Here is a 24,955-nt window from a genome sequence, read left to right on the forward strand (position 1 = left end):
GCGCCAAATTTACACGTAGAGACAGCTACTTGCTCGCGGGATTTGCTGGTATGGCGCCGTGACACGATTGTCCGCTTCTGTCTCGTGGACGAAAGAAGCGGACAATCTCGTAGGGGTTATGCCGCATCGGTCCTGCTGGCTAGCCGTTGCCGGACAGCGCACTTGAACGTCTGAGCGAGCGTGTGAACCGCGTTACGATCACGTAGAAGGCCGGGACAAATAATACCGCAAGTACCGTTCCGGAAATCATTCCGCCGAACAGGCCGGTCCCAATTGCATTCTGGGTTTCCGAGCTTGCACCTGATGCAATGACCAGCGGAACGACGCCCAGCGTAAAGGCGAGCGAGGTCATGGCGATGGGGCGCAGACGCAGGCGCGCGGCTTCGACGACGGCTGCGGCAAGCCCCAGCCCGTCCCGCTGGCGCTTGCGCGCAAACTCGACAATCAACACCGCATTTTTCGCGGAAAGGCCGATCAGGGTGATCAGGCCGACCTTGAAGAAGACATCGTTTTCCAGGCCACGCAGATGAACGGCGATAACCGCCCCGAGCATCCCGAGTGGGACCACCAGCATGACCGAGAGCGGAATAGTCCAGCTTTCGTACAAGGCTGAGAGCACCAGAAAGACAATGAGAAACGAAAAGGCCATGAGCATAGGCGCCTGCGCACCCGATTGCCGCTCCTGCAGGGACTGCCCCGTCCATTCAACGGCAAAGCCCTTGGGAAGCTTAAGTGCCAATTGCTCAATTTCATCCATGGCTTTACCGCTCGAAACACCCTTTGCTGCCGAACCCGACAGGCTTATGGACGGATATCCATTGTAGCGCGTCACCTGCAGCGGGATCGTGGACCATTCTGCTGTCACAATTTCGGAAAGCTGAACCATCTTACCCGCATCGCTGCGAACATGCAGGTTAAGGATGTCATCGACCTGCATACGGCTTTTCGGCTCGGCCTGAACGATGACCTGTTGCAGTCGACCGTCACGCGGGAAGTCGTTGACATAGGTCGAGCCAATGGAACCACTGAGCGTGTCGCTAATCGTTGTGTAGGCGACCCCCAGCGCACTAGCCTTCTGGCGATCGACGACAAGGGTAACACTCTGACCGTCTGGCAACCCGTCGACGCGCACGTCGCTCAGCAGCTTGTTCTCGGATGCAAGCTGCGTGAGTTGGGCTGCAGCCACAGAAAGGGCTGTCCCTCCATGGTTCGCGCGGTCTTGGAGCCTCAGCGCAAATCCCGAGGTTGTGCCGAGTTCGTCAATGGCCGGCGGTTTCATGCTCAGAATCTCGCCCTCTGGTGCGGCAGCCATGGCTTCGGTTGCTAAGTTCACCTCGTCGTCGACGCTACCTGAACGCTTATCCCAGTCCTTGAGGCTCGTGAACGACATAGCTGTATTCGTGCCTGAACCCGAGAAACCGAAACCCATTATTGTCAGGTTGTTGACGATATCCGGTCGTGTCTGGACGTGTCTTTCCAAGAGATCAACGACGTCTCGGGTGCGTTCAGCCGTCGCCTCTGCCGGAAGTGTGATGGAGGTCATGAACGAACCCTGATCTTCCTCCGGCACGAATGCCGTGGCCAGCGTGCCGTAACCATAGGCGACTGCGCCCACTATCGTGACATAGACAAGCATGGTCCGACCCGTACTCTGAACAAGACGTGCGACCCAGCCCGAATAGCTCTCGGTCAAGCGATCAAAGCTACTGTTGAACCAGCCAAAAAGCCCGTTCCGCTGACGGTGCCCGGGGTCTATCGGCTTCAACAAGCTCGCGCAAAGAGCCGGGGTCAGGCTGAGAGCCAGAAAGGCCGAGAAAGCCACTGATACGGCCATTGATACCGTGAACTGACGATAGATTGCGCCAACCGACCCGGAGGCAAAGCCCATAGGAAGAAGTACGGCCGTCAACACGAGCGTGATCCCGATCACCGCGCCCGTGATCTCGCCCATAGCCTTGCGCGTCGCCTCACGGGGGGACAGACCTTCCGTCGCCATCAGTCGCTCGACGTTTTCGACGACCACGATCGCGTCGTCCACGATAATCCCGATCGCGAGAACCATGCCGAACATCGTGAGGACATTGATGGAATATCCCAATGCCAGCATGACCGCGAATGTGCCGAGCAGCGCTATCGGTGCGACGATGGCCGGAATGAGGGTGTACCGGATTTTCTGCAGGAAGAGCAGCATGATGAGAAAGACGAGCACCATAGCCTCAGCCAGTGTCTGCGCCACTTTCTGGATCGAGACTTTCACGAAGGGTGCCGTGTCGTACGAGATCGCATATTCGATCCCAGTCGGTATGGTCAGCGAAAGCTCCGCCATCCGCGCGCGAACACCGCTAGATGTGCTAACCGCATTGGCCCCGGGTGTGACCTGGATGGCGGCTGCCGTGGCAGGCTTTCCGCCGTCGAGAATGGCAAAGCTCGACGACTGGGATCCAACCTCGATGCGGGCAATATCACCCAGTATGAGGCGGGAGCCGTCCGGATTTGAGCGGATGACGATGTCCGAGAATTCGTCGACGGTCTGGAGTTGGCCTTTGACATTGAGTGGCACGCTGACCTTTTGCCCCGGAACTGTCGGCGCATCTCCAAGTCGCCCCGGCGCCACCTGAAGGTTCTGCGACTGGATCGCCTGTGTGACCTCGGCCATCGAAATAGAATGCGCGAGCAAGCGCGTCGGATCGACCCATATCCGCATGGCAGCCTCGGACCCGAAGGACTGAACGCGGCCGACGCCTGACACTCGCTTGAGCTCCGGGGCGATGTTGCGCACGAGATAGTCATCAAGCGCCAATGCGTCGATGGCGCCGTCTTTCGACTTCAGGGAGACAATCATCAAGAACCCTGACGAAGCCGATTCCACCGACAGGCCAGCCCGACGGACTGCCTCTGGCAATCGCGGCTCCACGGCCTTCAGCCTGTTCTGGATGTCCATCTGGGCCAGTTCAGCGTCCGTGCCCGGCTTGAAGGTGACGGTGACGGTTGTCGATCCTGAGGAGTCAGCAGACGAGTCGAAGTAAAGCACATTCTTTGCACCGGAAATCTCGCGTTCGATCAGACTGGTGACGCTATCGTTGATGACCTGCGGAGTGGCGCCGGGATAGCTCGCGTAAATCGACACGCTCGGCGGAGCAATTGCCGGATAACGCGACACGGGCAGTTGCGGAATGGCGATCAGACCCGCGATCACAATCATGATCGCGATAACCCATGCGAAGACGGGCCGTTCGATGAAATATTGCGGCATGATGAGTGTCTCAGCTCTGCGTATCAGGGGCGGGTTGGACCGGTAGTGTCTCCAAAAGCTGGCCACTTCGGACCCTCTCCTGCCCTTGAACGACAATAGTTTCACCAGCCGACAAGCCGCGTCTTACGAGGTAGTTGCGATCAATAAGCGGCCCCAGTTCGACCAGGCGTTTTTCGCTCGTCTTTTTGGCGGTGACGATGACAAGTTGAGGCTTTCCGGTGAGGTCGCGCATGACGGCCTCTTGAGGCACAAGAAGTGCTGCGGAATGGACCTCTCGCGGGACGAGTGCGCGCACGAACATACCCGGCATCAACTGGTTCTCGGAGTTCGGCACGACGATGCGAATCGCCAGACTCCCTGTGGCGCTATCGACCGAGATATCGGAGAACACTATAGTGCCCGTATGGGCGTAGGGTTTGTCCGTAATGGTTTTGATCTTGACCGGCAGTTTTTCCGGATCTTCGACATCGGAACCCGATGCCGTCTCGCGCAGGCTTTCAAGGCTCATCGAGGATTGGCGAACATCCACATAGACCTGATCAATCTGCTGGATGACAGCAAGCGGCGCGCTCCCGGAAGAGGAGGCGAGGCCGCCTTCTGTCATGAAGGACTGACCGATCATCCCACTAATCGGGCTGCGGATTGTGGCATTCGACAATTCCAGCTTTCGCCGTGTCAGATTGGCCGTGGCCTCGGCCACGCTTGCCTTAGCCTGAGCAAGCGTCGCGGTCGCATTGTTGAGAGCCTCGTCACTGGTGATCTTCTGTGCGGAGAGAAGCTCAGCGCGCTCGAACTTCACCTTTGCATTCACAAATTCGGCTTCGGCACGAGAAAGCGCGGCGGAGGCGGCATCGACGTCGGCCTCAAAGGGCGATGGATCGATCTGGAAGAGCGGCACATCTGCGCCTACGAAAGAGCCCTCTTGAAAGAGCTTCTTTTGAATGATCCCGCTGACCTGCGGCCGAATCTCGGCCGTGCGAAAGGCACTGACACGCCCTGGCAGCTCGTCATAGACCGTCACGGCTTGCGGCTGCGCCGTCATTACGCCGACCCGCACGGGCTTCGGTTCGGCCGCTGCATTCGCTTCAACATCCTGCTCAGTGCAGCAAGCAAGCAGCAGCAATAACGGCACGCATAGCATGCAGAAAATCCAAAACCGCGCGACATTTTGCATCTGTGTCACCGTCATCTCGTGAGGGAGTATCGATGGTGACGCTCTAAGAGCCTTCCATTGGCGGATTGTGGAGGTTGTGTTGCGATCTTATGGAGGCGGGCCACGGCCGCTCGACGGATGGACTGTTCGGTGCCATGTAAGTTGCAAGGAGTGCGATGATCATGGCTGAACTTGTTTTGATAGCTGAGGACGATGCGGAGATTGCCGGCATCCTTGAGGCGTACTTTGCCCGCGAAGGCTTCCGCACCGTGCATGCCCGCGACGGGCAGGTTGCGCTTGATCTGCACCGGTCGTTGAAACCCGACATCGTCTTGGCTGATATCACCATGCCGCGCCTGGATGGCTGGGAGCTTCTCGCCGAGATCCAGAGACGAGGCCGCACACCTGTCATAATGATCACGGCACTTGATGAGGATGTTGATCGGTTACAGGGCCTGCGCATCGGCGCCGACGACTATATCGTCAAACCTTTCAATCCGATCGAGGTCGTCGCGCGAGCCAAGGCCGTATTACGTCGCGCGGGTCTCAGCCAGTCGGGCGCAGTGATCCGCGTCGGAAACCTAGCAATCGATCTCGATAGCTATCAGGTCAAGATTGAGAAGGATGACGGGCTCGTGACCGTACCTCTCACGCTGTCGGAATTCAGGCTTCTGGCCCATCTTGCTCGGACACCCACCAAGGTGTTCTCGCGAGCCGAACTTGTTGACGCCTGCCTGCCGGGCTCTGATGCGCTGGATCGAACGATCGACAGTCATATGAGCAAGCTGCGCAAGAAGCTCGAACAGGCGGGAGGCGAAGACTTGTTGATCAGCATTCGAGGCGTCGGCTACCGACTTGGGGTCGATCCATGATCGTGAAGGGGCTCAGTCGGCAGATATTGCTCGCCATGGCCTCGGTCACCCTGGCGGCCGGCCTGTTGGTCTTCTTTGGAACCTATCTCGCCTTCACCATTCTCTTCTATTTTTCTCCTTGGTCTGAAGACACTGATAATTGGCTGACGGGCTTCGATTTCATTACTCTGGCCATTCTCATCTTAATCGCGCTGATCGTCGCGGCGATCGCATCGATCCGATTGGCGCGCCGCATCCTCGAACCGTTGGAATCATTGGCGATAAGCGCGCGGCAGATCAAAGGCGGAGATCTTTCGGCTCGCGCCATCCCCGGCGATCACTCTCTGGGGGAGACGGCCCTTCTTGTCGAAGACTTCAACGCCATGGCCCAGCGTCTGCAGGACATGGCCTCGGACATGACACTCTGGAATGCGACGATCGCCCATGAACTGCGTACACCTTTGACCATCCTCAAGGGGCGACTCCAGGGCATGATTGATGGCGTCTTCGAGCCCGATGAAAAGTCGCTTAATGCCCTCGTGCTGCAGGTCGATTCATTGGCAAGGCTGGTGGAGGACCTGCGAACGGTGACCCTCGCTGACAGTGGTCACCTCGATCTTCGCCTTCAGCCTGTTCGTCTCAAGGACGAGATCGTGAGACTTGCTGCGGTGCTGGACCAGGAACTGCAACAGGACGGCTTCGAGCTTAACCTCGACCTTTGCGATGTCACGGTCCGGGTCGATGCGATGCGGATCCGGCAGGTGCTTCTTGCCCTGGTTACAAATGCGCGCCGATACGCGCAACGAGGCCTCATCGAAATCAGCCTTTGCGTGGAGAGGAACGAAGTGATCCTGCGTGTCGCTGACGAAGGTCCGGGCCTTGCCCCCGACATCGCCGCTTCTGCGTTCGAACCTTTCCGAAGAGGCGGAGAGTCCGGCTCGTTGGAAAAGGGCGGCAATGGTCTGGGTCTATCCGTCGTCCGTGCGATCGTTGAGGCTCACGGCGGCAAAGTCCAATATACAAAATCTGACAGAGGCGGCGCCATGTTCGAGATGGTTCTTGGCGAGGCAGTCTCTTGACGTACCGTTCATTGCCGCTTCCTCACAGATTCTGCGGCTCGTTCAACTTCGCCGGTCGTCTCCACATAGTCTCCACACGCCCTCCACGAACCCTCAAACTTGGCTTGCTAACTCAGTCATCCCAAGCCCAACCAGATGCTGTGCTCGGGATTAGGGAAAGCGCACTTATGGGCACCGAATCCGGCCCCGCGTTCGATAAGCCGTTGGAGAAACGTTATGACCATACAAACTGTCAGCCTGGCCGTTGCAGATCAGGATGATCTCCTGGACTTCAAGAAAGAGCTCCAGGAGGCATTTTCTGTTGCTGTCATCGATGAATACGGAGCGCTGCCCGATGGCCCAATACCTTCGGACGAGGACCTCGACAGCTCTATCGCCGCCCCTGGAGCTGTTGCACTGCGTATTCTCTCAGACGACGAGAAGATCGGTGGCGCAGTTGTGACCATCGATGAGAACACGCATCACAATACGCTGGATCTATTTTTCCTGAAGGTTGGCGAGCATGGGCAGGGTCTGGGTCACAAAGCCTGGCTTGCGATCGAAGCCCGTTATCCGAAGACAATCACGTGGCGAACCCATACACCCTATTTCGAGAAGAGGAACATCCACTTCTACGTCAACAAATGTGGCTTCAAGATCATCGCGTTTCATCACGCCAAGTACCCGGACCCACATCATCCCGCGTCGAATGATCTTCCGGATGACGAAGGGTTTCTGTTCGAGAAGGTTATTCAGTAAGCCGCAATCGATCTGACCCATTGCAAACGACCGGCTGCAGCGGGAAGTCGCGATGGTCAGCTCAAGCGCAGGTTTGATGGCGTAATTCTGTCGAGTCCCACGCGCGTATCGCCTTGATGAGGTTCGAACTTATGGCCAGCAAGTGATGAACTCGACAAAACAATTGACTAGAGCGAATCTGCTGCCCAATCCTCGTGGCTATGCCTGATACGGATCACAAAGACGCTTCCGTCCTCTTTGATGCGATAAACTATAAGGTGTGCCTTGAAGGGATGGATCCTAACAGGCGGAGAAATCTCATGGCGCTCACGCGCCATTCGTGGATTGCTGGCAATTAGCGCAAACAAATTGAAGAGCTCATCATGATATCGCTTAGCAACCAATGCTCCGAAGATGCGAATGCCTTCTTCCGCAATTGAGATTACATCCTCTTCCGCTTGGACCGATAGGATGAATGGCATCAGGCACGTCCGCGGCTGATCTCGGCTCGCGTGGTGGCTGCAGCAAACAGCTCGTCTGCTGAACGGCTCCCAACACCGCTTCTAATTCCGTCATCGACAAACCGCTGCATCTCGGCAATCTTGTCGGTACGGGTCTGATCTCTGCGGATCAAGTCTCTGACGTAATCGCTCGCATTCGAATACCGACCGCTCTTAGCTTGGGCTTCAACCCAATCTTTCATGGGGTCCGGCAGGGATACGTTCATCGTCGCCATTTGAATCTCCTTGATGAGTAACGATATCCGCCAATGGCAAAGTTTGTCAAACTATTGGTTGCCGTGCGGCAGGCTCTTGATGGGATACGTACTCAGCACACCTACATACATTCTGTCGTTATGTGGACCAGGGGTTTATAACTTTTAGCCCAGCAGCCTCAAAAGGGCGCGTGTCGCGAGTTGCGATCGCAAGGCCGTTTGCTGCCGCGGTGGCTGCAATGTAACCATCAGCAGTGCCGATCGCTTTCCCAGATATTCGAGCACGCGCCATCAGTTCGGAATAAGACTGAGAAGCAGCCAGATCGAAAGACAGGATGCGCTCGGAAAAGTGGGGCAGCACTTCGCCCTCAAGGCGATCGCGAAGCACGGTTTGCCGTTTCCCTAACGGCATGGCAGCGATCCCGAAGCGAAGTTCGGCGATCGTTATTGCGGAGAGGAACAGCGTTTCGATAGCTTGAGCGTCCAACCAGGCGATTACTGCCTGATCAGGAACGGGCTTCCAAGGCTCGGATATAAGATTGGTGTCCAGCAAGATCATTCGAATGTCATCGGTTCAGCAGGTGTCTTGTCGCGGCTTTTCTGCAAGGCTTCAATGTCGCTATCGGAAACCTCAGCTTCCCGACCAATAGCCGTCAGCAACGAACCGAGCTTAACCCGTTCATGAGGACGAACAGCGGCTTCAATAATGTCACGGATTTCGGCCTCGGTGCTCCGGCCATGATGAGCCGCTCGTACCCGCAGAGCACGATGTGTTTCGTCAGAGAGGTTTCGAATGGTAACTGCCGGCATTGATATCACCTCTATATAAATGATGTCTTTGATATCAAAATATGCAAAGCGCCTAAAAACTTCAAGAGGCTCATGAACTAGGCAGGGCATCCAGTCTGTTTAGATGTCACGCCTTTATGAGACCCGAACCAGTTACCGGCATAAATCACTGATAATGCTGCGGTTTCGTCGAAAAGCTGCGCCTCTTCCCACCACTTGCATACGAATTTCAACCCACCATCCCTTGAATGACTGGTGGCAAACGAAACACGACTCCTCTCGTCTAACCTAGATCCAAACAGTTCGCCCCTCACCGTCGCAACCGAAGGCACGCAGGGTTGCCGCGGGCACGCTCAGCATGCACTCCGAGCCCCCATTCAGAAAAAACGCCGAGGTCTGAGGTTCCCGATAGGCGAGGATGTCTACCGGTAGCGCTTCCGTGTAGATGCCGCGCAACGCGCGCAGGCAGCCGCTGTGGGTGATGGCAATATGCGGGCGTTTAGGATCAAGCGTGCGAAGCCATGCGCGCAGCCGGCCTGTCAGCGCTGTTCGACTCTCGCCGCCGGGCATCGAGTAATCCCACGGCTCGGTGGCGTGCGCATTGTACTGATCGGGCAGATCCCGCTCGATTTCACCATGCAGGCGCCCTTCCCATACACCGTAGCAACGCTCGGCAAGCAGCGGCTCCTCCACGAAATGCTCGAAAGGCCGCGACTAGAGATCGGCGAGGATAGAGGCCGTCTGCCGGGCGCGACCGAGAGGGCTGACCCAGAAAGCCGCATCTTTAAGGCTCGTTACAGTTTCCGAAAGCCGCACGGCCACGGCCTGTGCCTGACGCATGCCATTGACGGTCAATGGGGTATCGCGGCTTCCTTGCAGGCGCCCGGCGACGTTCCATTGGGTCTCCCCGTGGCGGATGACGAGGAGGGTGGGCAGAGTTTCAGTCATGTTTTGTCCTCTTGCATGGGGAGCCTTCGCCGCGGGCGCGGCGAAGGCCGTCTTGTCAGTCAGCAAGCCACAGCGCCGACGCCGGCTTGATGCCGAGCACGGTGTTGCTCCCAGACTCAAGCAGGCCGTCGCCAGAATGGAAGGGTGCATCGACCAGCACCGTCGCCGTACCGACCTCCACGCCGTAGCGCACCGTTGCACCGAGGAATTCGCGATGAGCGATGGTGCCGGATAGAGGGACAGCATCGGCTTCCACCGTGCCGATCGTCGCATATTGTGGGCGGAAGACGAGCTTCGCTCTCGCCGGCACCTCGACGCCCGACGGCACTGGAATGCGTCCGCCGCCAGCAACCTCGAAGCTGCGCACCGCGCCATCCCCCTGCACGCTGCCCTCCAGGATGTTCGCCGTGCCGAGGAAATTGGCGACGAAGAGGTTGGCCGGCTTCTCGTAGAGATGCATCGGCGTGCCGACCTGCTGGATGCGACCTTCATTGAAGACGGCGATGCGGTCGCAGACCGTATTCGCCTCCTCCTGATCGTGGGTGACGAAGATCGTGGTGAGCCTCAGGCGCTGCTGGAGTTCGCGCAGCTCCCGCCGCACCTCCACGCGCATCTTCGCGTCGAGGTTCGACAGCGGCTCGTCGAGCAGCAGCACCTTGGGCTCGATGGCGATAGTGCGGGCGAGCGCCACGCGCTGCTGCTGGCCACCGGAAAGCTGCGAGGGCCGCCGGTCGGCAAGATGCGACAGACCGACCAGCGCAAGGGCCGCGGCCACGCGCTTTTCCACGTCGGCGCGCGGCAGGCGCCGCTCCTCAAGACCGAAGGCAACGTTGCGCGCCACCGTCATGTGCGGCCAAAGCGCGTAGGACTGGAACACCATGCCGATGTCGCGCTTCCACGGCGGCATGTCGAGCACATCCTCGCCGCCGACAACGACGGCACCGTTGTCGGCCTGGTTGAACCCGGCGATGAGGCGCAGCAGCGTCGTCTTCCCGCAGCCGGACGGGCCGAGGAAGGCGAAGAACTCGCCGGGCTGGATTTCGAGGTTGATGTCCTTCAGCACATGCAGCGAACCGTAATAGAGGTTCACATCGCGAATGCTGATGGCTTTGGCGGGGCTTTCCGCGAGGGTAGCCTTGTCGATATTGATGGTCATAGTCCGTTCCTCCCGGATCATTTGCCGATGCCGAGCGCTTTCTGGCGGCGCTCGATGACGTAGTGGGATATCAGCGTGCAGAGCGCGACCATGACGACAGCGATGACGCCGAGGGCTGCGCCGGGGCCGCGACCGGCGGGCGATTGCATGAAGACGTAGAGGCCATAGGCAAGCGGCGCGTCGGAATTGCTCTGGATGAGCATCAGCGTAGCCGAAAGCTCGACGGCGGCCGTCGAGAAGCTGGTGACGAAGCCGGCGAGAAGCCCGCCCGTCATCAGAGGCAGCACGATGCGGCGGATGGTCCGCTGCTTGGTCGCACCGAGGTTTTCCGCCGCCTCTTCCAGCGATTCCGACACTTGCTGCAGCGCCGCGTAGCAGGCGCGCAGCGCGTAGGGCAGGCGGCGAATCGCGAGCGCCAGAACGACCATGATCCAGAGCGTGGCGAGCGGCGTGCCATCCGGCAGCGAGACGCCGTAGAAGGTGCGCAGATAGCCGATGCCGAGCACGACGCCGGGAATGGCGAGCGCCGAGGTCGCAGCCCAGTCGAGCCAGCGGCGGCCGACGATCTTGGTGCGCAGCACGAGATAGGCGATGGCGCCGCCGACGACCACGTCGATGAGGCCGGCGAGCGTGGCGTAGATCAGCGTGTTCTTGATGTAGATCGAGCTTTCGCCGAACACCCGGCCGTAATGGGCAAGCGTCACGGCATCCGGCAGCGGGCTGAAGGACCAGACCGTGGCGAAGGACAGCATCAACAGGCCGATATGCGGCGAGAGCACGAGTAGCAAGATGAGACCGACGACGCCGTAGGCGACGATGCTCTCGCCGAGGCCGAGCTTGCGCCGCGACAGGCCGCCGCCGCCGCGCTGGGTGGTGGAATAGTCCTTGCCGCGCATGGCGACGGCCGACAGCCACATGGCGAATATCGAGACGACGATGAGGATGACCGAGATAACGTAGCCCATCGGATCCGTTAGGCCGACCGAGGTGACGCGCAGGTAGGCTTGTGGCGCCAGCATGTCCTTGACGTTGAGCAGAAGCGGCGTCGCCAGATCGTCAAAGACCTTGACGAAGACGAGCGAGGCGCCGGCGAGATAGCCGGGCATGGCGAGCGGAAAGACAATACGGCGGAAGAGGCGCATGCCGGAAGAGCCGAGGTTTTGCGCTGCCTCCTCCATGGAGCGATCAATGTTGCGCAAGCTGGTGGAGAGGTTGATCAGGATGAAGGGGAAGTAATGCAGCGACTGCACGAAGATGACGCCGTTCAGCCCCTCCATGAAGGGAATGCGGATGCCGAACCAGTCATTGAGTAGCAGGTTGACGGTACCATTGCGGCCGAAGAGCAGCTGCATGGCCACCGCGCCGACGAAGGGCGGCATGATGAGCGGCACGAAGCCGAGCGTCTGGATGACCAGCGAGCCGCGGAACTCGAAGCGCGTCGTCAGCACCGCGAGCGGCAGCGCGATGGCGCTCGCCCAGACCACGGACATGGCCGAGACATAGACCGAGTTGAAGAAGGAGCGGCGGAAGAGATCGGTGTTGAAAAAATCGACGAAGTTCACGGCGGTGAGCGCGCCGGTGCCCTTCTCCGTGAAAGCGGTGTAGATCACCGTTCCGGCGGGGATGACGAGGAAGATCGCGAGGAACAGCGCGATCAGCGTCACCGCCATAACCTGACCGGGCCGCGCCCTTATGCGCCGGACAGGAAGGGATGAAAGTGCGAAGGCCATGAGGCAGTCTCCGGAGTGAGATCGGCCGGCCCGGCGGCCAGGGGCGCCGGGAGGAGCGAAGACAGGGCTGAGGGGGAGGCCGCCGGTCCGGCGGGCGGCCCTGGCAACATCAGTCGATCAGGTCGAGCGCCTGCTCGGCCTTGGACTTGGCGGCAGCGTATTTCTCGCTCGCAAAGGCCGCCCAGGTCTGTTCCAGTTCGGCCTGACGGGCCGTCTTTTCCTCGCCGCCGGTGAAGGCCGCGCGCATTTCGTCGGTCGCTGCCTCTTCCGCCGAGACCGGCATGCGGGCCATCAGGCCATGGGCCTCTACAATCAGCGCGCGCGCTTCGGCCTGGTCATTGGCTGCCAGCGCCTCTTCGGCAGCATGGATCGCCTTCGTCGCATCGCGCAGATTGTCGAGTTGGAAGGTGATCAGCTGGTCGTAAAGGGCGTCGACAACATCCGTACGCTGCTTGGAGACCTCGGAATCGAAGGCGATCATCGACTGGAAGCGTGGATCCTCGAAGGGGTTCGGGAAGCCTTCCGGCGCATTCTTGTAGAGTGCCGGATTGATCGGTAGGCGACGGATCGCCGGTTCGAGCAGAACGGCCTGTCCTTTTTCCGACAGCAGGTAGTTAACGAAGGCTTCGGCGCCCTTCTGGTTCGGCGCATTGGCGATGATGCCGACATTGGCCGGCACGACCGTCGTGATCGACGGATAGCTGAACGAGACCGGGAAGCCGCTCGCCTTGGCGGAAAAGGCGAAGAAGTCGATGACGATGCCGATACCCGTCTGGCCGGAGTTGACCGCATCCGGCACGCCGAAGGAGCGCTCCGTTACCTGCTGGAGATTGCCGCCGATGCCGGTCAGCGTCGCCCAGCCCTTTTCCCAGCCCTCGCCCTGCAGGATCGTCTCGATCGTCAGATGCGTCGTGCCGGAGCGCGAGGGTGCGGCGATGGCGATATGGTCGTGATATTCCGGCTTCAGGAGGTCGCTCCATTCGGTCGGCTGCGGCAGATTGTTGGCTTCCAGATAGCGGTCGTTCGACATGATGCCGTAACCGGACGCGGCAAAGCCGAAGTAGTAGCCCTGCGGATCGTTGACCGGATAGGAACCGACCTTTTCCGGCAGGCCCGTGACGGACGGCGTAAACCGGGCCAGCATGTCGCGGCTCTTCAGGTTCTCGAAGGCATCGGGCGCGGAAGCCCAGAACAGGTCGACCTGGTTGTTGCCCTTTGTCTCGTCGACGAACTTGACGCCCGAGCTCGTGCTTTTGTTCTGAACGTCGAGCGTATAACCGGGATTGGCGGCCTCGAAGCCGGCCTTGAAGGGATCGGTGACGTCCTTGGAGAAGGACGTGATGACGGTGACTTTTCCGCCGTCCTGGGCTTGAACGGTAACGATCATGGCGGCCGACATCAGCATCGCCGCGGCAATGGTCTTGAGCATATGGTTTCCTCCCAATGGCACCGCCGACTCTCCGGCGGTCATCGGAATATCAGCAAGGCCCGTGCCAGTTTCGGAAATGCCGGTTTTCCAGCGTTCCTGCACGGAAAATGGGAAAGAAAGGTAACATCGCCGCCGGTTTCCGGGGTCAATAAGGTAACGTTACGCTTCCTCTTCCCCCCCGAGGCCATGCTTGCGCATCTTCAGGTACAGCGTCTTGCGCGAGATGCCGAGCATGTCCGCCGTCACGCCGATGCGGCCTTCCTGCTCGGCAAGGCTGTCTATGAGGATAGCCCGCTCCACCCGGTCAATGCGTGCCTCCAGCGTCTCGCCGGCCACTTCGCCGCCCGTCGGCAGGTCTTCGAGGCCGAGCACGTAGCGTTCGGCAACGTTTCGCAATTCACGCACATTGCCGGGCCAGCTGCGCCGGTCGAGATCGGCCAACACGGTCGCATCGACATGCGGGGCTGCGCGGCCCTGCCGGCGGGCAGCCAGATCGAGGAAGTGGCGGAAAAGCAGCGCGACGTCGCCCCGGCGAACCGAAAGCGCAGGCAGTTCGACACGGGCAATGTCGAGCCGGTAGGCGAGATCTTCGCGGAACCTGCCCTGCCGGGCAAGCTGGTGCAAATCCGCTTTGGTGGCGGCGACGACATGGAGGTCGACCGCCACCTCGTCGTTTGAGCCCAGCCGTTCGATGACCCGCTCCTGCAGCACGCGCAGCAGCCGCACCTGTGCGGGCAACGGCATGGATTCGATCTCGTCGAGGAAAAGCGTGCCGCCATGGGCATGCTCGATCTTGCCGATGCGCCTGTCCTTCGCCCCGGTAAAGGCGCCAGCCTCGTGGCCGAACAGTTCCGATTCCAGCATGGTCTCCGGGATCGCGCCGCAATTGACCGCGACGAAGCGGCCCTTGCGGCCGCTGAAATCGTGCAACGCCCGCGCCGTCACCTCCTTGCCAGTGCCCGTCTCGCCGAGCACGAGAATATCTGTCGCTGCGCCCGCGATGCGCTTCAACCGCTCGCGCAGCGCCACCATCGGCGCCGAATGGCCGATCAACCGCGCCTCCCAGCCGTCGGCTGCGATGGACAGGCGTAGGCGCCGGTTCTCGATAAGCAGGCCGCGATGGTCGCGCGCGCGGCGCACGGTCTCGATGAGATGCAACGGATCGGCTGGCTTCTCTAGAAAATCCCATACGCCATCGCGCATCGCGCGCAGCGCCATGGGGATATCGCCGTGACCGGTCATCAGCACGATCGGAATCTCCTTGTCGATCCCCTGCACGGCGGCAACGAGATCGAAACCGTCCTGCCGGGGCATGCGAACATCGGAGACGACGACCGCCTCGCTATCGGCCGCAAGCCCCGCCAGCGCCCCCGAAACGGAACCGTGCGCGGATACGCGAAACCCCTCGATCTCCAGAAGCTCACGGCAGGCGTCGAGCACATTGGCGTCGTCGTCGACGAGGATGACGTCTATCGATGCGGTCATGCCGCTCCTTTCAGGGACACGATGAAGGACGTGCCGCGGGGTCCGGTCTCCATCACGGCGATATCGGCGCCGAAATCCTTGATGATGTTATAGGAAATGGAAAGGCCGAGCCCAAGACCCGCACCCACCGGCTTGGTGGTGAAGAAGGGATCGAAGACCGCATCGCGGTTCCCAGCAGCAATGCCCGCGCCGGTATCGCCGACGATCAGGCTTGCCCCCTCGCCGCTCCCCACCGCCGTCACCGTCACCACCCTTTCGGGCCGCTCCGCCACGGCATCGAGGGCATTGGCGACAAGGTTCACCACGACCTGTTCGAGCCGCACCGGCTCGGCCATGACGTGCGGCAGATCGGGCGGCAGCACGAGTGCGAGCGTCGCGCCCTCCTCCTCGAAACGATGGTCGAGAAGGCTCAACGCCTCGTGCACGACGGCCGCAAGATCGACGGGCTGCAGTTTCGCATCCGGCCGGCGCGCGAAGCGGCGGATATGGCTGATCTGCCCGGCCATGCGCGACGTCAGCCCGCGGATCTTCTCCAGGTTGTTCAGCGCCTGCTCGCTGTTGCCGCGCGAGATCAGCGTGGAGCCGCTGTGGATATGCGCGCGGATTGCCGCCAGCGGTTGGTTGAGCTCGTGGCCGATGCCGGCCGCCATTTGGCCGAGCGCCGCGAGCTTTGCCGACTGAACCAGCTCGTCGCGCGTCTGGCGAAAGAGGGTGAGCGCGCGGGCAAGATCCGCCAGTTCGTCGTTGCCGCCCGGCGGGATGGGTACAGCGGGATTGCCCGCGCTGATCGCCGTCGCGGCATGGGCGAGCTGGTCGATGCGGACAAGCAGGCTGCGATGCACATAACAGACGCCGATGACGACGGCGAGCGCGACGGCCAGCACGGCGATGGCCGCAAGCAGCTTCCGCCCGAGATCGATGGCCGCCGCCGCCCTTTGCGCCGCCGCACCGGCGCTCGCCTCGATGGCCACCACTTCCGCCTCGATGCGCTGACCGAGCGCCGCGACGAGACGGCCGTTCTCCTTCGCCAGTTCACCGAGCCGCTCCGCCTCGCGCATTTCGGAACGCTTGCGGTTGGGTGTACCCGTCGCGGGGTCGGATTGCTGCAGGATGCGCCGGGCAAGCTGGCGCACCGTCAGACTGTCCGGCCAGCCCTCTAGCGTCGCCAGGCGCGCAGCAAGCTCGTCCGCGCTGTCGCCGAGAAAAGCGTTGGCCTCCTGCACCTCCTCCGCCGTCGCGCTGCTGACGAGCCGGGCGATCAGCCCGGTTGCAAGATTGGCCTGCGACACCACGGTCAGCAGCGCTTCGCTGCGCCGCTGCTCGCCGAGCGCGGCCGCGCTGCGGCCATTGCGTGTTTCCGCCTCGATGTTGAAACGGATGTCGTCAACCAGCGGATCGGCCTCCTCGATCAGGTCGGCCTGCACCCAGCGCAGTTCGTCGACATCCGCGCGCATCGCCTCGGCCAGGGTGAAGCGCTTGCCGGCCGCCAGGTCGATCCGGGCGAGATTGCCATTGATCGAGGCGGCCAGCGGTAGAAGCTTCTGCACGGAAGGTTCGGCCTCGTTGTCCTCCAGCAATGCCTGCAAGGCGGCCAGCCGCTCGGCATAGACGCGGCGGGTCTCGTCATATTCCGCCCGTGTCTCCGCGCCGGTGAGCGCCGCCGTAACCGAGCCGATATCCGCTCCCGCCTTGGAGAGCCGCGAGGCGAAAGCCAGCTGCGGCATCTGCACTTCGGCAATGCGCGAAAGCTCGCCCGACAACTCGCGATAGGAAAGCCAGCCGACAAGACTGGCGCCGACGGCAAGACCGACGATCGCGACGAAAGCCGCACCGAGGCGCGCGCCGATGCCAAAGCGCCAGCGCCTCGGCCCTTTCCGTCGTGATCCATCATAGGTCATAGCACCGGCTTCTACCATCGCCGGCCGGGCGGGGTCGAGATCGTCACCAGCAGGCTTTCCGCCCGGGCAAGGTTCTGCTCCACGACGCCCCTTATGTCGCGCGCGACGGTCTGCTGCGCCGCCGTGCGGGCAATTCCCCGCGGCCACTCGCCCTTGAGGTCATTGGCCAGTTTCTCGACATCTCCAGCCGACAGAGGCGGCGTGCCCAGCAGTCGGCGCACACTTGCCAACGTGCTTTGCCGCGCGGCATCACCCGGCGCCTGGCCTTCGAATTCCCGAAGCCGCGCCCACAGACGGGCGAGCATCGCCCGTCGACGAACGATGTAGTCATCGAAGATCAGGTTGACGATGCCGTAGCGCTCGGCCGAAAGTCGCGCATCGAACCCGTTGGCGACAAGCAGGCCGCCCGTGCTTTCGGGCGGCAGCAGGCCGGCATTCAGCTCCGCGCGCACCGGAATGCGCCTGATGACCGGCCGCAGCAGGATGCCCTGCCCCTCCGCGGAAAACAAGAAATCGACGAAGCGCTCGGCCGCCTCTCCATTGCGCGCCCGCGAGAGAATGGCGATGTTGGCCGGCACGTAGATCGGGTCCGGCGTCAGCGCGAACACATTCTCGCCACCCGCGACATCCGGCGCCTTCGCCAGGAAATCGATGGTGACGCCGATGCCGAAGCGGCGTTGCGCCACGCCCGAGGCGACGCCGAAGCTGCGCGCCGTGACCGTCGAGAGATTGCCGCCAAGCTCCGAAAGCAGCGCCCATCCCCGCTCCCAGCCATAGGCCTGCAGCAGGGCTTCCACGATGAGATGCGTGGTGCCGGAGCGGGAGGGCGAGGTGATGCCGATATGACCGGCATAGGCGGGTTTCAGCAGATCTTGCCAGTTCTGCGGCACCGGCAGGCCATATTGCGCGAGATAGTCCGCATTATAGACGAGCCCGTAACCCGACAGCGCAAAACCGAGATAGAATCCATCTGGATCGTTGACCGAATAACCGAGAATGCGTTCCGGCGCGCCGGTCTGGCGCGGGCGGATAGCCCTCAGGGCCCCTTTGCGCTTCAGAAGCTCGAAGGCATCCGTCGCCGAAGCCCAGAAGATATCCGCCGCGACCTTGGGCTTTTCGAGGATGAAGCGGCTCGCACTGCCCGTGTTGCGCTGGACAACAGTGACGCGCACGTCAGGATTGCGAGCTTCGAAAGCCCGCTGGAATGGCTCGTAGAAGGACGGCGGATAGGAGGTGATGATCGACAGATCTTCCGCTCTTGCGCTGCTGAGTGCACAACCGAGAAATACGGCGAACGACAGAAGCCAAAATACGCCACGATGATGTCCGTGCCGGTTCAAAGCTGACTTCCCTCCGGTCAAAAGTCTGATTGCATCAAGGTGAGCTCCAGAACTTTGTCTGCGTCCGCGGCTGATGTCCACCCCGAAACTCCGGACGCCAAAGCTCATCCAAGCTCTTGAGCGGATACGATCCGGCGACTGGCCGATTAAAATCTTAAATGTATGAAAAGCCACGAACCCTGCCATAAGTCTAATCTTCCTCCATAAATGCCTCCTCCTTTGTTGGTGACTTTACGCATCACCATGTTGGCACACGGCGATGCCGGTGGGAGGGGCATCCAACCCATCAGTGGCAATCAAAAGAATGGCTGATCGAAACGCTAGATGACGGCATCAAACCCTTGCTCATCATGTGAGCGACGAGGAGAGCCCGCCTTGGTTGGCTGACCGGGCGGGTCTGCGAGACGGCTTTCACGTCTCTCCGGGGATATTTGCTCCCGTTGCTTCCTGTTACGGCCATGCCGTATGGGGTCGGGATTGCCGGAATCAGAGGCCTCGATAGCCGCACTCTTTCGGCTTTTGGCGGCTCCGGTGGCGTAGAGATGGATGCCTGTAGCCTGACGGGCGGTCACACGCTTTGGACTCATTGAGCGCGAAACGAAGCCTGGTGAAGCGGCCGCGCGCCAACTTCAACTTTTCGGCCGGCGCTATGGGCAGGTCTATTATGGGCATCATTCACGAACGGCTGCTTTCGCAGCTCGTCTCACTGCGATTGGCAAATCTGTCGCCTTGAGCATGCTCCCTGCAATTTCATACATTCGCCGATAGCTGCGTGCATCGTCGAGGGCCTTGGTCCAAGCGCAATCAGTCAAACTCGATTCCCGTTACAGATGCCCCATCTGGGACCGTAACGCGTCAGAGCTCGATTGGTCGTTCAGCGGCGAAAATCAGGACTAACAAACCCTTAAGCTAATCAATCAAAACGGCCGAACCAATCCAAGGAGGTCCGACCTCTCGCGGACACCAGCGGAATAGGCCAAGAGCATCTTCCGAGCTCGATCGCGTGCTAGCCGCCCATCAGGATCACATCCGTACTCGCCACACCACCACTTAACCAGACCGCGAAGCTTCTCGACTTCTTCCGGGTCGAGAGGCGCGACAACGATCAACTCCCCATTAAACATGGCAGCCTCCGTCAACAGGCATTCATTGCCCGCCTCAGGAGAGTAGAGTGTCCTAATTTAAGAACAAGCTATAATTGCGGGCATGTTTTCGTATGGTTGCCGAACGTTTACGATCAGAATGGAACTGTGGAAATTCCCCCCCACTTCCGGCTTAGCGTTACCGTTCTCCGCCTTCAGAGTAATCGACGTAGATGAAGCCCGCCGGCTTTCCGAGCCTATCGGTTACCTCATGATGGCCGAGGTCGAAACCGCCCTTTTCAATTCGGGCCGCGAGTACCCGCAACACGTCAGCGACCTGCGTGTTGTTCGCCGCGACCGTCGGGCCGGTAATTTGGATCTCGATATCACACGTCAGGATTTGCGTCAGTTCGCCGTCACCACTCATCTCGTCGACCCCTTCGTTGGTTCGAAGAGGGGTATAGAAGGCCTGGCGCCGATGACAAGTGAAGGGCTTAGGAATGGGAAAGACCGGGGACTCGAACCCCAACCTTCTGCGATGCAGAGGTCTACCAATTGAGCTACGTCGGATGTGGCCGAACGCTTGCCCAGGTTAATTGAGGAGATCCACAATGCCAAGCGGCTACACTCGGGCCTTGGCTACATGTCGCCAGCAGAATTTGAAACCCAACTCGCCCAGCAGGCGGCTTAGTTTGAAGCGCCTCGCTGGTCCCACCCGAGGGGTTCACTCCAGGCAGCTTGTGGAAGGCGAGACCGTATCAGGTTCCGCGCAGTGCCGCATAACACGTCAGCAACGCGGAGACGGCCTTACTCGAGTGGTCCGATGTGAAGATGTTGGGGCCAACGTTGATTGTGTCCGTTTTGGAGAGCTCATCGAACCAGTCGACATGCCATTCCAATTCCACAACGAAAACGCCGTCCTTGGGCTGTGCACCCGCCTCAATGGGTTTGCCGTTGATGGTGATCGGATAGTATTCAACGTCGTCGGGAAATTCCTGTGTCACTGAGAGCATAACAGACAATCGCGGCGCTATCTGACTGGAGGTTGCCTTGACCACAAGCATGCCAAACGTGCTGTCACCAGCCCCTTGTAGAGACAGCATGCAGGAGCATTTTGCTTGAAACAGAGTCCACGCGCCGAATGATTGCTGCGACAAGGCAGCATCGCCATCCTCAGCGATGCATTCATTAGCCGCATCTGGTGGCAGGACCGTCGCCGACACAGCCAACACGACTAAGCTGTAGAAAAGTAGTGACATCTTTTCACTTGAGCGACGAGTTCGGAAACGGGAGGCTACAGCGGTGAGATTTCTGCAGTCAGCAACGAGACCATGACGGCCTTGCCGCAAGCCGGACCCGGCTCCAAAAACGAAGGTCCCGGCTGGTGATCGTCGAGTCCTTAGAAGTCAGTTCGCTACAGGCGAGAGCGCATTATTGCTTCGTCAATGCTTCAAACGAAGCGCAACGGTCGGCAACCGTCATGCCTGTTCCCTCTGCGATAGCTTCCATCGAAACGCCGGAGCTGCCGTCAAAGCTGTTTCCCTTAGCGCCCTCCTCTTCATACGCGTCACCTTCCGTGGTGCTGGCAGGGGTGGGCAGAACGCTTACGATATTCTGGTAGGCCGTGACTGCATCGTCTCTCAGGTGACCCTGCTCGACGCAATATTTGATCAGGCCGAGCTGGTTTCTCGAGGAGTTGTACAATTGTTGCGTTTCATCCGCGGATGCGGCCGATGCCAGCATCATGAGTGGGACGATTGCCGCCGAAAAGAAAGCGAGGGAACGGTTTTTCATCGAGTTTCTTCTTCCTGTATCCATTATTTGCCGGCTTTGTTTTTTGCCATCATGCGTCCAAGGGTTATTTGAGCCTTGTATTGGCCGCAGACCTCAGCGACGCCGACGCCGTTCGCTTCAGCCAGATCTGCCAGTGACTGTTCCTCGCCCTGAAGATAGGAAATCCCATCGCGACCCATTTGTTCATGCAAGTCGGCTTCGGGCGTGTTTTCGACTTCGCCAAAAATCTCATCCGTGCCAACCTTGAAAAATTGCTCGGCATCCGGGTCAAGCAAACCCTTCCCGCTGCAATATACAACTATGCCGTGATCGTTGCGCCGCTCCAGGTAGGCGGAATCCCCTGGGCCTTGCGCAGAAGCGCCCGACAAAGAGGCCAAAAGCGACAGCGAAAGCGAAAGGACAAAAGCGGGCGCTTGAAAAGTTTTTTCGTTCATGTGTCGATGCCTATATCTGGGCCTCGTGAAGCGAGATCGATGTTGTCTTCTCCGTCTTCATAAGTCCGCTTTTCCCGCTTCACCCTCTGTTTTTTGAACACTAAGGATCTATTAGGACCGCATGTTTGCAATCCTGGCGGCTTATGGCTTAAATTTTGGGCAAATGCAATGTTTTAGACATTCAGCGCCTGCCATGCTTACCGCTATAGTTGCGTATCAGTTTTCGCGGTGCTCTTATTTTCCATGTGAGCAGAACCCACTGCTGAGGCATCGCGAGTTTCCGGAGAGTGTGCGGCCCAGCGCTCGTCTGATCGCAGCGGAATGTTTATGCCCTAATGACTGTATTCAACCTCTTGGACAGTCGTTTCGGTTTCTCCGTTGGCGCCAGTTCCGCAAGGAAGCAGTTGCAGAAACACGTCAACCGAGAATAAACGAGTGATTTCGGCCGTATAGGGTGTGTTCAGCATATCGTCATCGCCCGATGGTCGTATCGCGGGACGCATTAAAAGTGCGCTGCGTCGAAAGCGTGGGCACAGCATTTGAATGAATGAGGACATGGAATGCCCAAATATCCGAGGATGGTAATACTCGCGACGGCTCTGCTCATGCTTCCTGTAGCCTCTCAGGCACAGAGCGAAGGCGGGCTTACTGAGCGGAGAGCGATGGCAGCGTACTCGAAGGATGTGTGGCCGTCGCTGGAGAAGCAGATCCAAGATGCCGCGGGTTTTCCTGTCGCTGTTTCGCTCGACGCTAACAGCCTCGCGATTAAGGGCTATGCGGATTCTTACGCCCTCGACGATTATCTGCGCAAACCGATCATCGACCCGATCATTAAGGCGTTCTCAGCCATCTCATCCGATGCGATGGGAAAAGACGCGCTTCAGGCGAACCTGAAATCCGTTATCATATCCTACGATGAAGCCACTGCGCCCGTGTCCAACTATGAGGATGGCATCACCTTCGCGGATGGAACACTAAGGGTGAACTGGAAGCCCTATACAAATGTCGATGACATCGACGCCCGCGTGGCGGCGCTTACAAAGGTTCTCGAGAACAATCTCTGACCGGGTACAACTGAACCGGCGTTCCGCTAAGCGTTGCGCCGGCACAGACCTGCATCATCTTCAAGGGCACTGCAACGTTAACCGGGCGTCGAGCAAAATGTGGGATCTGGCAGCATGACCAGACTTGCCCGTGAGCCGGTTATCGTCGCCACCGATTTCCAGCCGACGTCATTACCCATGCAGTTTGACTCTATTTCCGGTTTCCGCTCAATCTGCGCATGGTCGCTGATATGTTGGCAGCTCGTGGATCATCGTCTCTGACCAGACAGTGAGGCTCTGCTCACCATCGCGCGATAGCCGCGCTAGTGTGGCATTCACGATAGTGAGAAAGACGGTGCTGTTCTTCTGCACCAGAAAACCGTAGCTGTCGTAGGATAGCGGTTTTCCGACGACTTCATACGCCGTGGGATCGACCGCCTTGTTTTTCAGCCCGAACAGCAGGATATCGTCGGTCGAGAATGCATCCGCGCGACCGGTCTGAAGCACGAGGAAACCTTCGGAATTGTCCTTCACGGGGACGATCCGCACATTGAGGTTATCTCTTTCGAGCAGGGACTTGATCAGCCGCTCAGGAACGGAATTGATCGATAACGCAATCGACTTGCCGTCAAGGTCGGTGAGTTCGGCTATCCCCGAGCCGTCCTTCACCAGAAAGCGGGTGTGCGAAATGAAGAACGGGTTCGAAAAGTCGACCTGCGACTGCCGCCCGATCGTATTGACGGCCGATTCACAGGAGATATCGACGGTGCCATTCGCGACCAGCGGAATCCGGTTCCGAAGATTGACCGGCACCCACGCGACCTTCAGCTCCGGCATCTCCAGCGCCGTCTTCACCGTTTCGGCGACCTACCTGCAGAGGTCGGTCGAATAGCCGACCGGCTGGCCCTCTTTGTTAACGTAGGAAAAGGGAATCGACGCCTCGCGGTAACTGATCGAGATTGCGTTCTTCTCCTTATCCGGTCGATCACCGCATCGCTGGGCAGGATGCCGAGCGCGTCCAGGTCGGCTATAGCCGTATCAAAATGCTCCTGAGCAAGCTTGTAGGCGCCCACCCTTTCTGCCGTGACGACGATATCGAACCGTATGTCTATCTTCGCGCAGGAGGACGAAAGCGAAACGTTATCGATGTTCGAGAGCGCGCCGATTTTCGCCCGCGCCTGCACAACCTTCAACCCTTCCGAGGCGTCGGAATATGCCGGCCAGTCATGCGGCGTTCTTGAAAAGGCTTCCCGTTGCGTGGCATCCACCGGCACGTTGTATTTGGCGGAGATGCGATCGAAGCAGCGACGCAGCACCTCGGGGTACAGATGCGCCGGCCGTTCCTTCTGTATATCCGCCCTTGCACGATCGAAGGCCATGATCAGCTCTTCGCCTTCGGTCTTTACGACGGCCTTCCCGGCCCATTCTCGCAAAAAGGCAACGATGGAAGGTTCCCAGTCGATAAGGGTCCCATACACATCAAAGGTGACGGCGTCGAAATCGAAAAGTCGCAGCATCAGAAAATCCACATGTAACTCAATCTCGGAACTCGATGCCCGACACAAGGCGCTAGTGGTGCAGACCATGAGACCTGCCTGCCTCTCTAGGGAAATTTCTTCAGATTGCCACCATAGCTATTATGTAGCTGTCCCTTAGCGCTGCAATATCATCTGCCCCGTTTCGGGGCTGAGGTGGAAGCACGTACCAGACACGGGTATAGCCCGGTCCTCACACCGAGCTTAGATGTCTGCTTTCAGCTTGAAGCCAAGAATGTCGCAATGACGGGAACGAAGGAGCTAAGCGGTCGTGACGCACGAGCCGCATATGGCTCAAGAAAATACCATTTAGGCGTCTTCGCCTTGACTGGAATCGAACCGTCGCCGCTGGGCGAACGCAATCATCAGCCTAGCGGCAGCTGTTCTGGCCATTCCTGCGCGCCATGGAGTACGCGAAGAATTCGAACTGTTGTCTCAGTGATCGCGTAGGCGGCGACGTAAGGCGTACCATTGATGACAAGTTCGCGTGTCCCCGCAATTCTACCCACGCGCCCACTGGCAGG

Annotated in this window: 23 protein-coding genes and 2 pseudogenes; 5 read left to right on the forward strand and 20 right to left on the reverse strand. The window is 59.5% G+C overall.

The annotated features are described in order from the left end of the window. Positions 1-139: 139 nt before the first annotated feature. Complete coding sequence (locus MKI86_RS22075) at positions 140-3,253, reverse strand: multidrug efflux RND transporter permease subunit (protein ID WP_241605373.1); 3,114 nt, start codon at positions 3,251-3,253, stop codon at positions 140-142. A gap of 10 nt (positions 3,254-3,263) precedes the next feature. After that, a complete protein-coding gene (locus MKI86_RS22080) occupies positions 3,264-4,427 on the reverse strand; it encodes an efflux RND transporter periplasmic adaptor subunit (RefSeq protein WP_241605419.1) in 1,164 nt (387 codons plus the stop codon). 161 nt (positions 4,428-4,588) lie between these two features. Between MKI86_RS22080 and MKI86_RS22085 the strand changes: the two genes are divergently transcribed. From MKI86_RS22085 to MKI86_RS22095, 3 genes are all read left to right on the forward strand, one after another. After that, positions 4,589-5,278, forward strand: a complete 690-nt coding sequence (locus MKI86_RS22085; protein WP_241605375.1) for a response regulator — start codon at positions 4,589-4,591, stop codon at positions 5,276-5,278. Beyond that, the gene (locus tag MKI86_RS22090) at positions 5,275-6,336 is read left to right on the forward strand and encodes an ATP-binding protein (protein ID WP_241605377.1); all 1,062 of its coding nucleotides are present in this window, start codon (positions 5,275-5,277) and stop codon (positions 6,334-6,336) included. The genes MKI86_RS22085 and MKI86_RS22090 overlap by 4 nt, the downstream gene beginning before the upstream one ends. Before the next feature lie 216 nt (positions 6,337-6,552). Continuing rightward, positions 6,553-7,074 carry a GNAT family N-acetyltransferase gene (locus MKI86_RS22095; RefSeq protein ID WP_241605379.1) on the forward strand — a complete coding sequence of 174 codons (522 nt, stop codon included), beginning with the start codon at positions 6,553-6,555 and terminating at the stop codon, positions 7,072-7,074. A gap of 167 nt (positions 7,075-7,241) precedes the next feature. On the opposite strand, the gene MKI86_RS22100 is transcribed toward MKI86_RS22095, so the two are convergent. From MKI86_RS22100 to MKI86_RS22170, 15 genes and pseudogenes are all read right to left on the reverse strand, one after another. Then, a complete protein-coding gene (locus MKI86_RS22100) occupies positions 7,242-7,535 on the reverse strand; it encodes a type II toxin-antitoxin system RelE/ParE family toxin (RefSeq protein ID WP_241605381.1) in 294 nt (97 codons plus the stop codon). Beyond that, the gene (locus MKI86_RS22105; RefSeq protein ID WP_241605383.1) at positions 7,535-7,789 is read right to left on the reverse strand and encodes a type II toxin-antitoxin system ParD family antitoxin; all 255 of its coding nucleotides are present in this window, start codon (positions 7,787-7,789) and stop codon (positions 7,535-7,537) included. The genes MKI86_RS22100 and MKI86_RS22105 overlap by 1 nt, the downstream gene beginning before the upstream one ends. A 118-nt stretch (positions 7,790-7,907) precedes the next feature. Next, positions 7,908-8,327, reverse strand: coding sequence for a type II toxin-antitoxin system VapC family toxin (locus MKI86_RS22110; RefSeq protein ID WP_241605385.1), 420 nt, complete (start codon positions 8,325-8,327; stop codon positions 7,908-7,910). Then, complete coding sequence (locus MKI86_RS22115) at positions 8,324-8,578, reverse strand: FitA-like ribbon-helix-helix domain-containing protein (protein WP_241605387.1); 255 nt, start codon at positions 8,576-8,578, stop codon at positions 8,324-8,326. Before MKI86_RS22115 ends, MKI86_RS22110 begins: the two co-directional genes overlap by 4 nt. Positions 8,579-8,845: 267 nt before the next feature. Beyond that, positions 8,846-9,655 (reverse strand): annotated as a pseudogene (locus MKI86_RS22120) (histidine phosphatase family protein). Further along, positions 9,561-10,661, reverse strand: coding sequence for an ABC transporter ATP-binding protein (locus MKI86_RS22125; RefSeq protein WP_241605389.1), 1,101 nt, complete (start codon positions 10,659-10,661; stop codon positions 9,561-9,563). The pseudogene MKI86_RS22120 and the gene MKI86_RS22125 overlap by 95 nt, the downstream one beginning before the upstream one ends. Before the next feature lie 17 nt (positions 10,662-10,678). Then, positions 10,679-12,391 (reverse strand): ABC transporter permease, encoded by a 1,713-nt coding sequence (locus MKI86_RS22130; protein ID WP_241605391.1) that lies wholly within the window; start codon positions 12,389-12,391, stop codon positions 10,679-10,681. A gap of 109 nt (positions 12,392-12,500) precedes the next feature. Then, a complete protein-coding gene (locus MKI86_RS22135) occupies positions 12,501-13,820 on the reverse strand; it encodes an ABC transporter substrate-binding protein (protein ID WP_241605393.1) in 1,320 nt (439 codons plus the stop codon). 159 nt (positions 13,821-13,979) lie between these two features. Beyond that, complete coding sequence (locus tag MKI86_RS22140) at positions 13,980-15,305, reverse strand: sigma-54-dependent transcriptional regulator (RefSeq protein WP_241605395.1); 1,326 nt, start codon at positions 15,303-15,305, stop codon at positions 13,980-13,982. After that, on the reverse strand, positions 15,302-17,203 hold the full coding sequence (locus tag MKI86_RS22145) for an ATP-binding protein (RefSeq protein ID WP_241605397.1): 1,902 nt from the start codon (positions 17,201-17,203) through the stop codon (positions 15,302-15,304). The genes MKI86_RS22140 and MKI86_RS22145 overlap by 4 nt, the downstream gene beginning before the upstream one ends. Before the next feature lie 11 nt (positions 17,204-17,214). Continuing rightward, the gene (locus MKI86_RS22150; protein ID WP_241605399.1) at positions 17,215-18,543 is read right to left on the reverse strand and encodes an ABC transporter substrate-binding protein; all 1,329 of its coding nucleotides are present in this window, start codon (positions 18,541-18,543) and stop codon (positions 17,215-17,217) included. A 1,281-nt stretch (positions 18,544-19,824) separates the two neighbouring features. Next, positions 19,825-20,052, reverse strand: coding sequence for a hypothetical protein (locus tag MKI86_RS22155; protein ID WP_241605401.1), 228 nt, complete (start codon positions 20,050-20,052; stop codon positions 19,825-19,827). A 331-nt stretch (positions 20,053-20,383) separates the two neighbouring features. Further along, entirely contained in the window at positions 20,384-20,884 is a 501-nt protein-coding gene (locus MKI86_RS22160) for a hypothetical protein (protein ID WP_241605402.1), read from the reverse strand. A 172-nt stretch (positions 20,885-21,056) separates the two neighbouring features. After that, a complete protein-coding gene (locus tag MKI86_RS22165) occupies positions 21,057-21,419 on the reverse strand; it encodes a hypothetical protein (RefSeq protein ID WP_241605404.1) in 363 nt (120 codons plus the stop codon). A gap of 23 nt (positions 21,420-21,442) precedes the next feature. Further along, complete coding sequence (locus MKI86_RS22170) at positions 21,443-21,853, reverse strand: hypothetical protein (RefSeq protein ID WP_241605406.1); 411 nt, start codon at positions 21,851-21,853, stop codon at positions 21,443-21,445. A gap of 560 nt (positions 21,854-22,413) precedes the next feature. On the opposite strand from MKI86_RS22170, the gene MKI86_RS22175 reads away from it, so the two are divergent. Together MKI86_RS22175 and MKI86_RS22180 are read left to right on the forward strand one after the other, a co-directional pair. Then, positions 22,414-22,917, forward strand: a complete 504-nt coding sequence (locus MKI86_RS22175) for a hypothetical protein (protein ID WP_241605408.1) — start codon at positions 22,414-22,416, stop codon at positions 22,915-22,917. A gap of 114 nt (positions 22,918-23,031) precedes the next feature. Next, a pseudogene (locus MKI86_RS22180) lies at positions 23,032-23,165 on the forward strand (IS6 family transposase); the annotation flags it as partial. Here MKI86_RS22180 and MKI86_RS22185 read toward each other — a convergent pair. The 3 genes from MKI86_RS22185 to MKI86_RS22195 form a co-directional block, all read right to left on the reverse strand. Then, positions 23,125-23,733, reverse strand: coding sequence for an amino acid ABC transporter substrate-binding protein (locus MKI86_RS22185; protein ID WP_241605421.1), 609 nt, complete (start codon positions 23,731-23,733; stop codon positions 23,125-23,127). The pseudogene MKI86_RS22180 and the gene MKI86_RS22185 overlap by 41 nt on opposite strands. A gap of 14 nt (positions 23,734-23,747) precedes the next feature. After that, complete coding sequence (locus tag MKI86_RS22190; RefSeq protein ID WP_241605410.1) at positions 23,748-24,413, reverse strand: HAD family hydrolase; 666 nt, start codon at positions 24,411-24,413, stop codon at positions 23,748-23,750. A gap of 383 nt (positions 24,414-24,796) precedes the next feature. Beyond that, on the reverse strand, positions 24,797-24,955 hold a 159-nt coding region (locus tag MKI86_RS22195), incomplete at its 5' end, for a type II toxin-antitoxin system RelE/ParE family toxin (RefSeq protein ID WP_241605423.1).

The sequence above is a fragment of the Shinella sedimenti genome (assembly GCF_022601905.1).
GTDB classification, from domain to species: domain Bacteria; phylum Pseudomonadota; class Alphaproteobacteria; order Rhizobiales; family Rhizobiaceae; genus Shinella; species Shinella sedimenti.

Bases quoted from the DNA above. Each gene is read 5' to 3' on its own strand.
- MKI86_RS22110 (WP_241605385.1), bottom strand. From the start codon at position 8,327: ATGATCTTGCTGGACACCAATCTTATATCCGAGCCTTGGAAGCCCGTT.
- MKI86_RS22155 (WP_241605401.1), bottom strand. From the start codon at position 20,052: ATGAGTGGTGACGGCGAACTGACGCAAATCCTGACGTGTGATATCGAG.
- MKI86_RS22170 (WP_241605406.1), bottom strand. From the start codon at position 21,853: ATGAACGAAAAAACTTTTCAAGCGCCCGCTTTTGTCCTTTCGCTTTCG.
- MKI86_RS22140 (WP_241605395.1), bottom strand. From the start codon at position 15,305: ATGACCGCATCGATAGACGTCATCCTCGTCGACGACGACGCCAATGTG.
- MKI86_RS22115 (WP_241605387.1), bottom strand. From the start codon at position 8,578: ATGCCGGCAGTTACCATTCGAAACCTCTCTGACGAAACACATCGTGCT.
- MKI86_RS22075 (WP_241605373.1), bottom strand. From the start codon at position 3,253: ATGCCGCAATATTTCATCGAACGGCCCGTCTTCGCATGGGTTATCGCG.
- MKI86_RS22090 (WP_241605377.1), top strand. From the start codon at position 5,275: ATGATCGTGAAGGGGCTCAGTCGGCAGATATTGCTCGCCATGGCCTCG.
- MKI86_RS22130 (WP_241605391.1), bottom strand. From the start codon at position 12,391: ATGGCCTTCGCACTTTCATCCCTTCCTGTCCGGCGCATAAGGGCGCGG.
- MKI86_RS22185 (WP_241605421.1), bottom strand. From the start codon at position 23,733: ATGCCGGAGCTGAAGGTCGCGTGGGTGCCGGTCAATCTTCGGAACCGG.
- MKI86_RS22190 (WP_241605410.1), bottom strand. From the start codon at position 24,413: ATGCTGCGACTTTTCGATTTCGACGCCGTCACCTTTGATGTGTATGGG.
- MKI86_RS22100 (WP_241605381.1), bottom strand. From the start codon at position 7,535: ATGCCATTCATCCTATCGGTCCAAGCGGAAGAGGATGTAATCTCAATT.
- MKI86_RS22125 (WP_241605389.1), bottom strand. From the start codon at position 10,661: ATGACCATCAATATCGACAAGGCTACCCTCGCGGAAAGCCCCGCCAAA.
- MKI86_RS22085 (WP_241605375.1), top strand. From the start codon at position 4,589: ATGGCTGAACTTGTTTTGATAGCTGAGGACGATGCGGAGATTGCCGGC.
- MKI86_RS22080 (WP_241605419.1), bottom strand. From the start codon at position 4,427: ATGCAAAATGTCGCGCGGTTTTGGATTTTCTGCATGCTATGCGTGCCG.
- MKI86_RS22135 (WP_241605393.1), bottom strand. From the start codon at position 13,820: ATGCTCAAGACCATTGCCGCGGCGATGCTGATGTCGGCCGCCATGATC.
- MKI86_RS22105 (WP_241605383.1), bottom strand. From the start codon at position 7,789: ATGGCGACGATGAACGTATCCCTGCCGGACCCCATGAAAGATTGGGTT.
- MKI86_RS22165 (WP_241605404.1), bottom strand. From the start codon at position 21,419: ATGAAAAACCGTTCCCTCGCTTTCTTTTCGGCGGCAATCGTCCCACTC.
- MKI86_RS22095 (WP_241605379.1), top strand. From the start codon at position 6,553: ATGACCATACAAACTGTCAGCCTGGCCGTTGCAGATCAGGATGATCTC.
- MKI86_RS22145 (WP_241605397.1), bottom strand. From the start codon at position 17,203: ATGACCTATGATGGATCACGACGGAAAGGGCCGAGGCGCTGGCGCTTT.
- MKI86_RS22175 (WP_241605408.1), top strand. From the start codon at position 22,414: ATGCCCAAATATCCGAGGATGGTAATACTCGCGACGGCTCTGCTCATG.
- MKI86_RS22160 (WP_241605402.1), bottom strand. From the start codon at position 20,884: ATGTCACTACTTTTCTACAGCTTAGTCGTGTTGGCTGTGTCGGCGACG.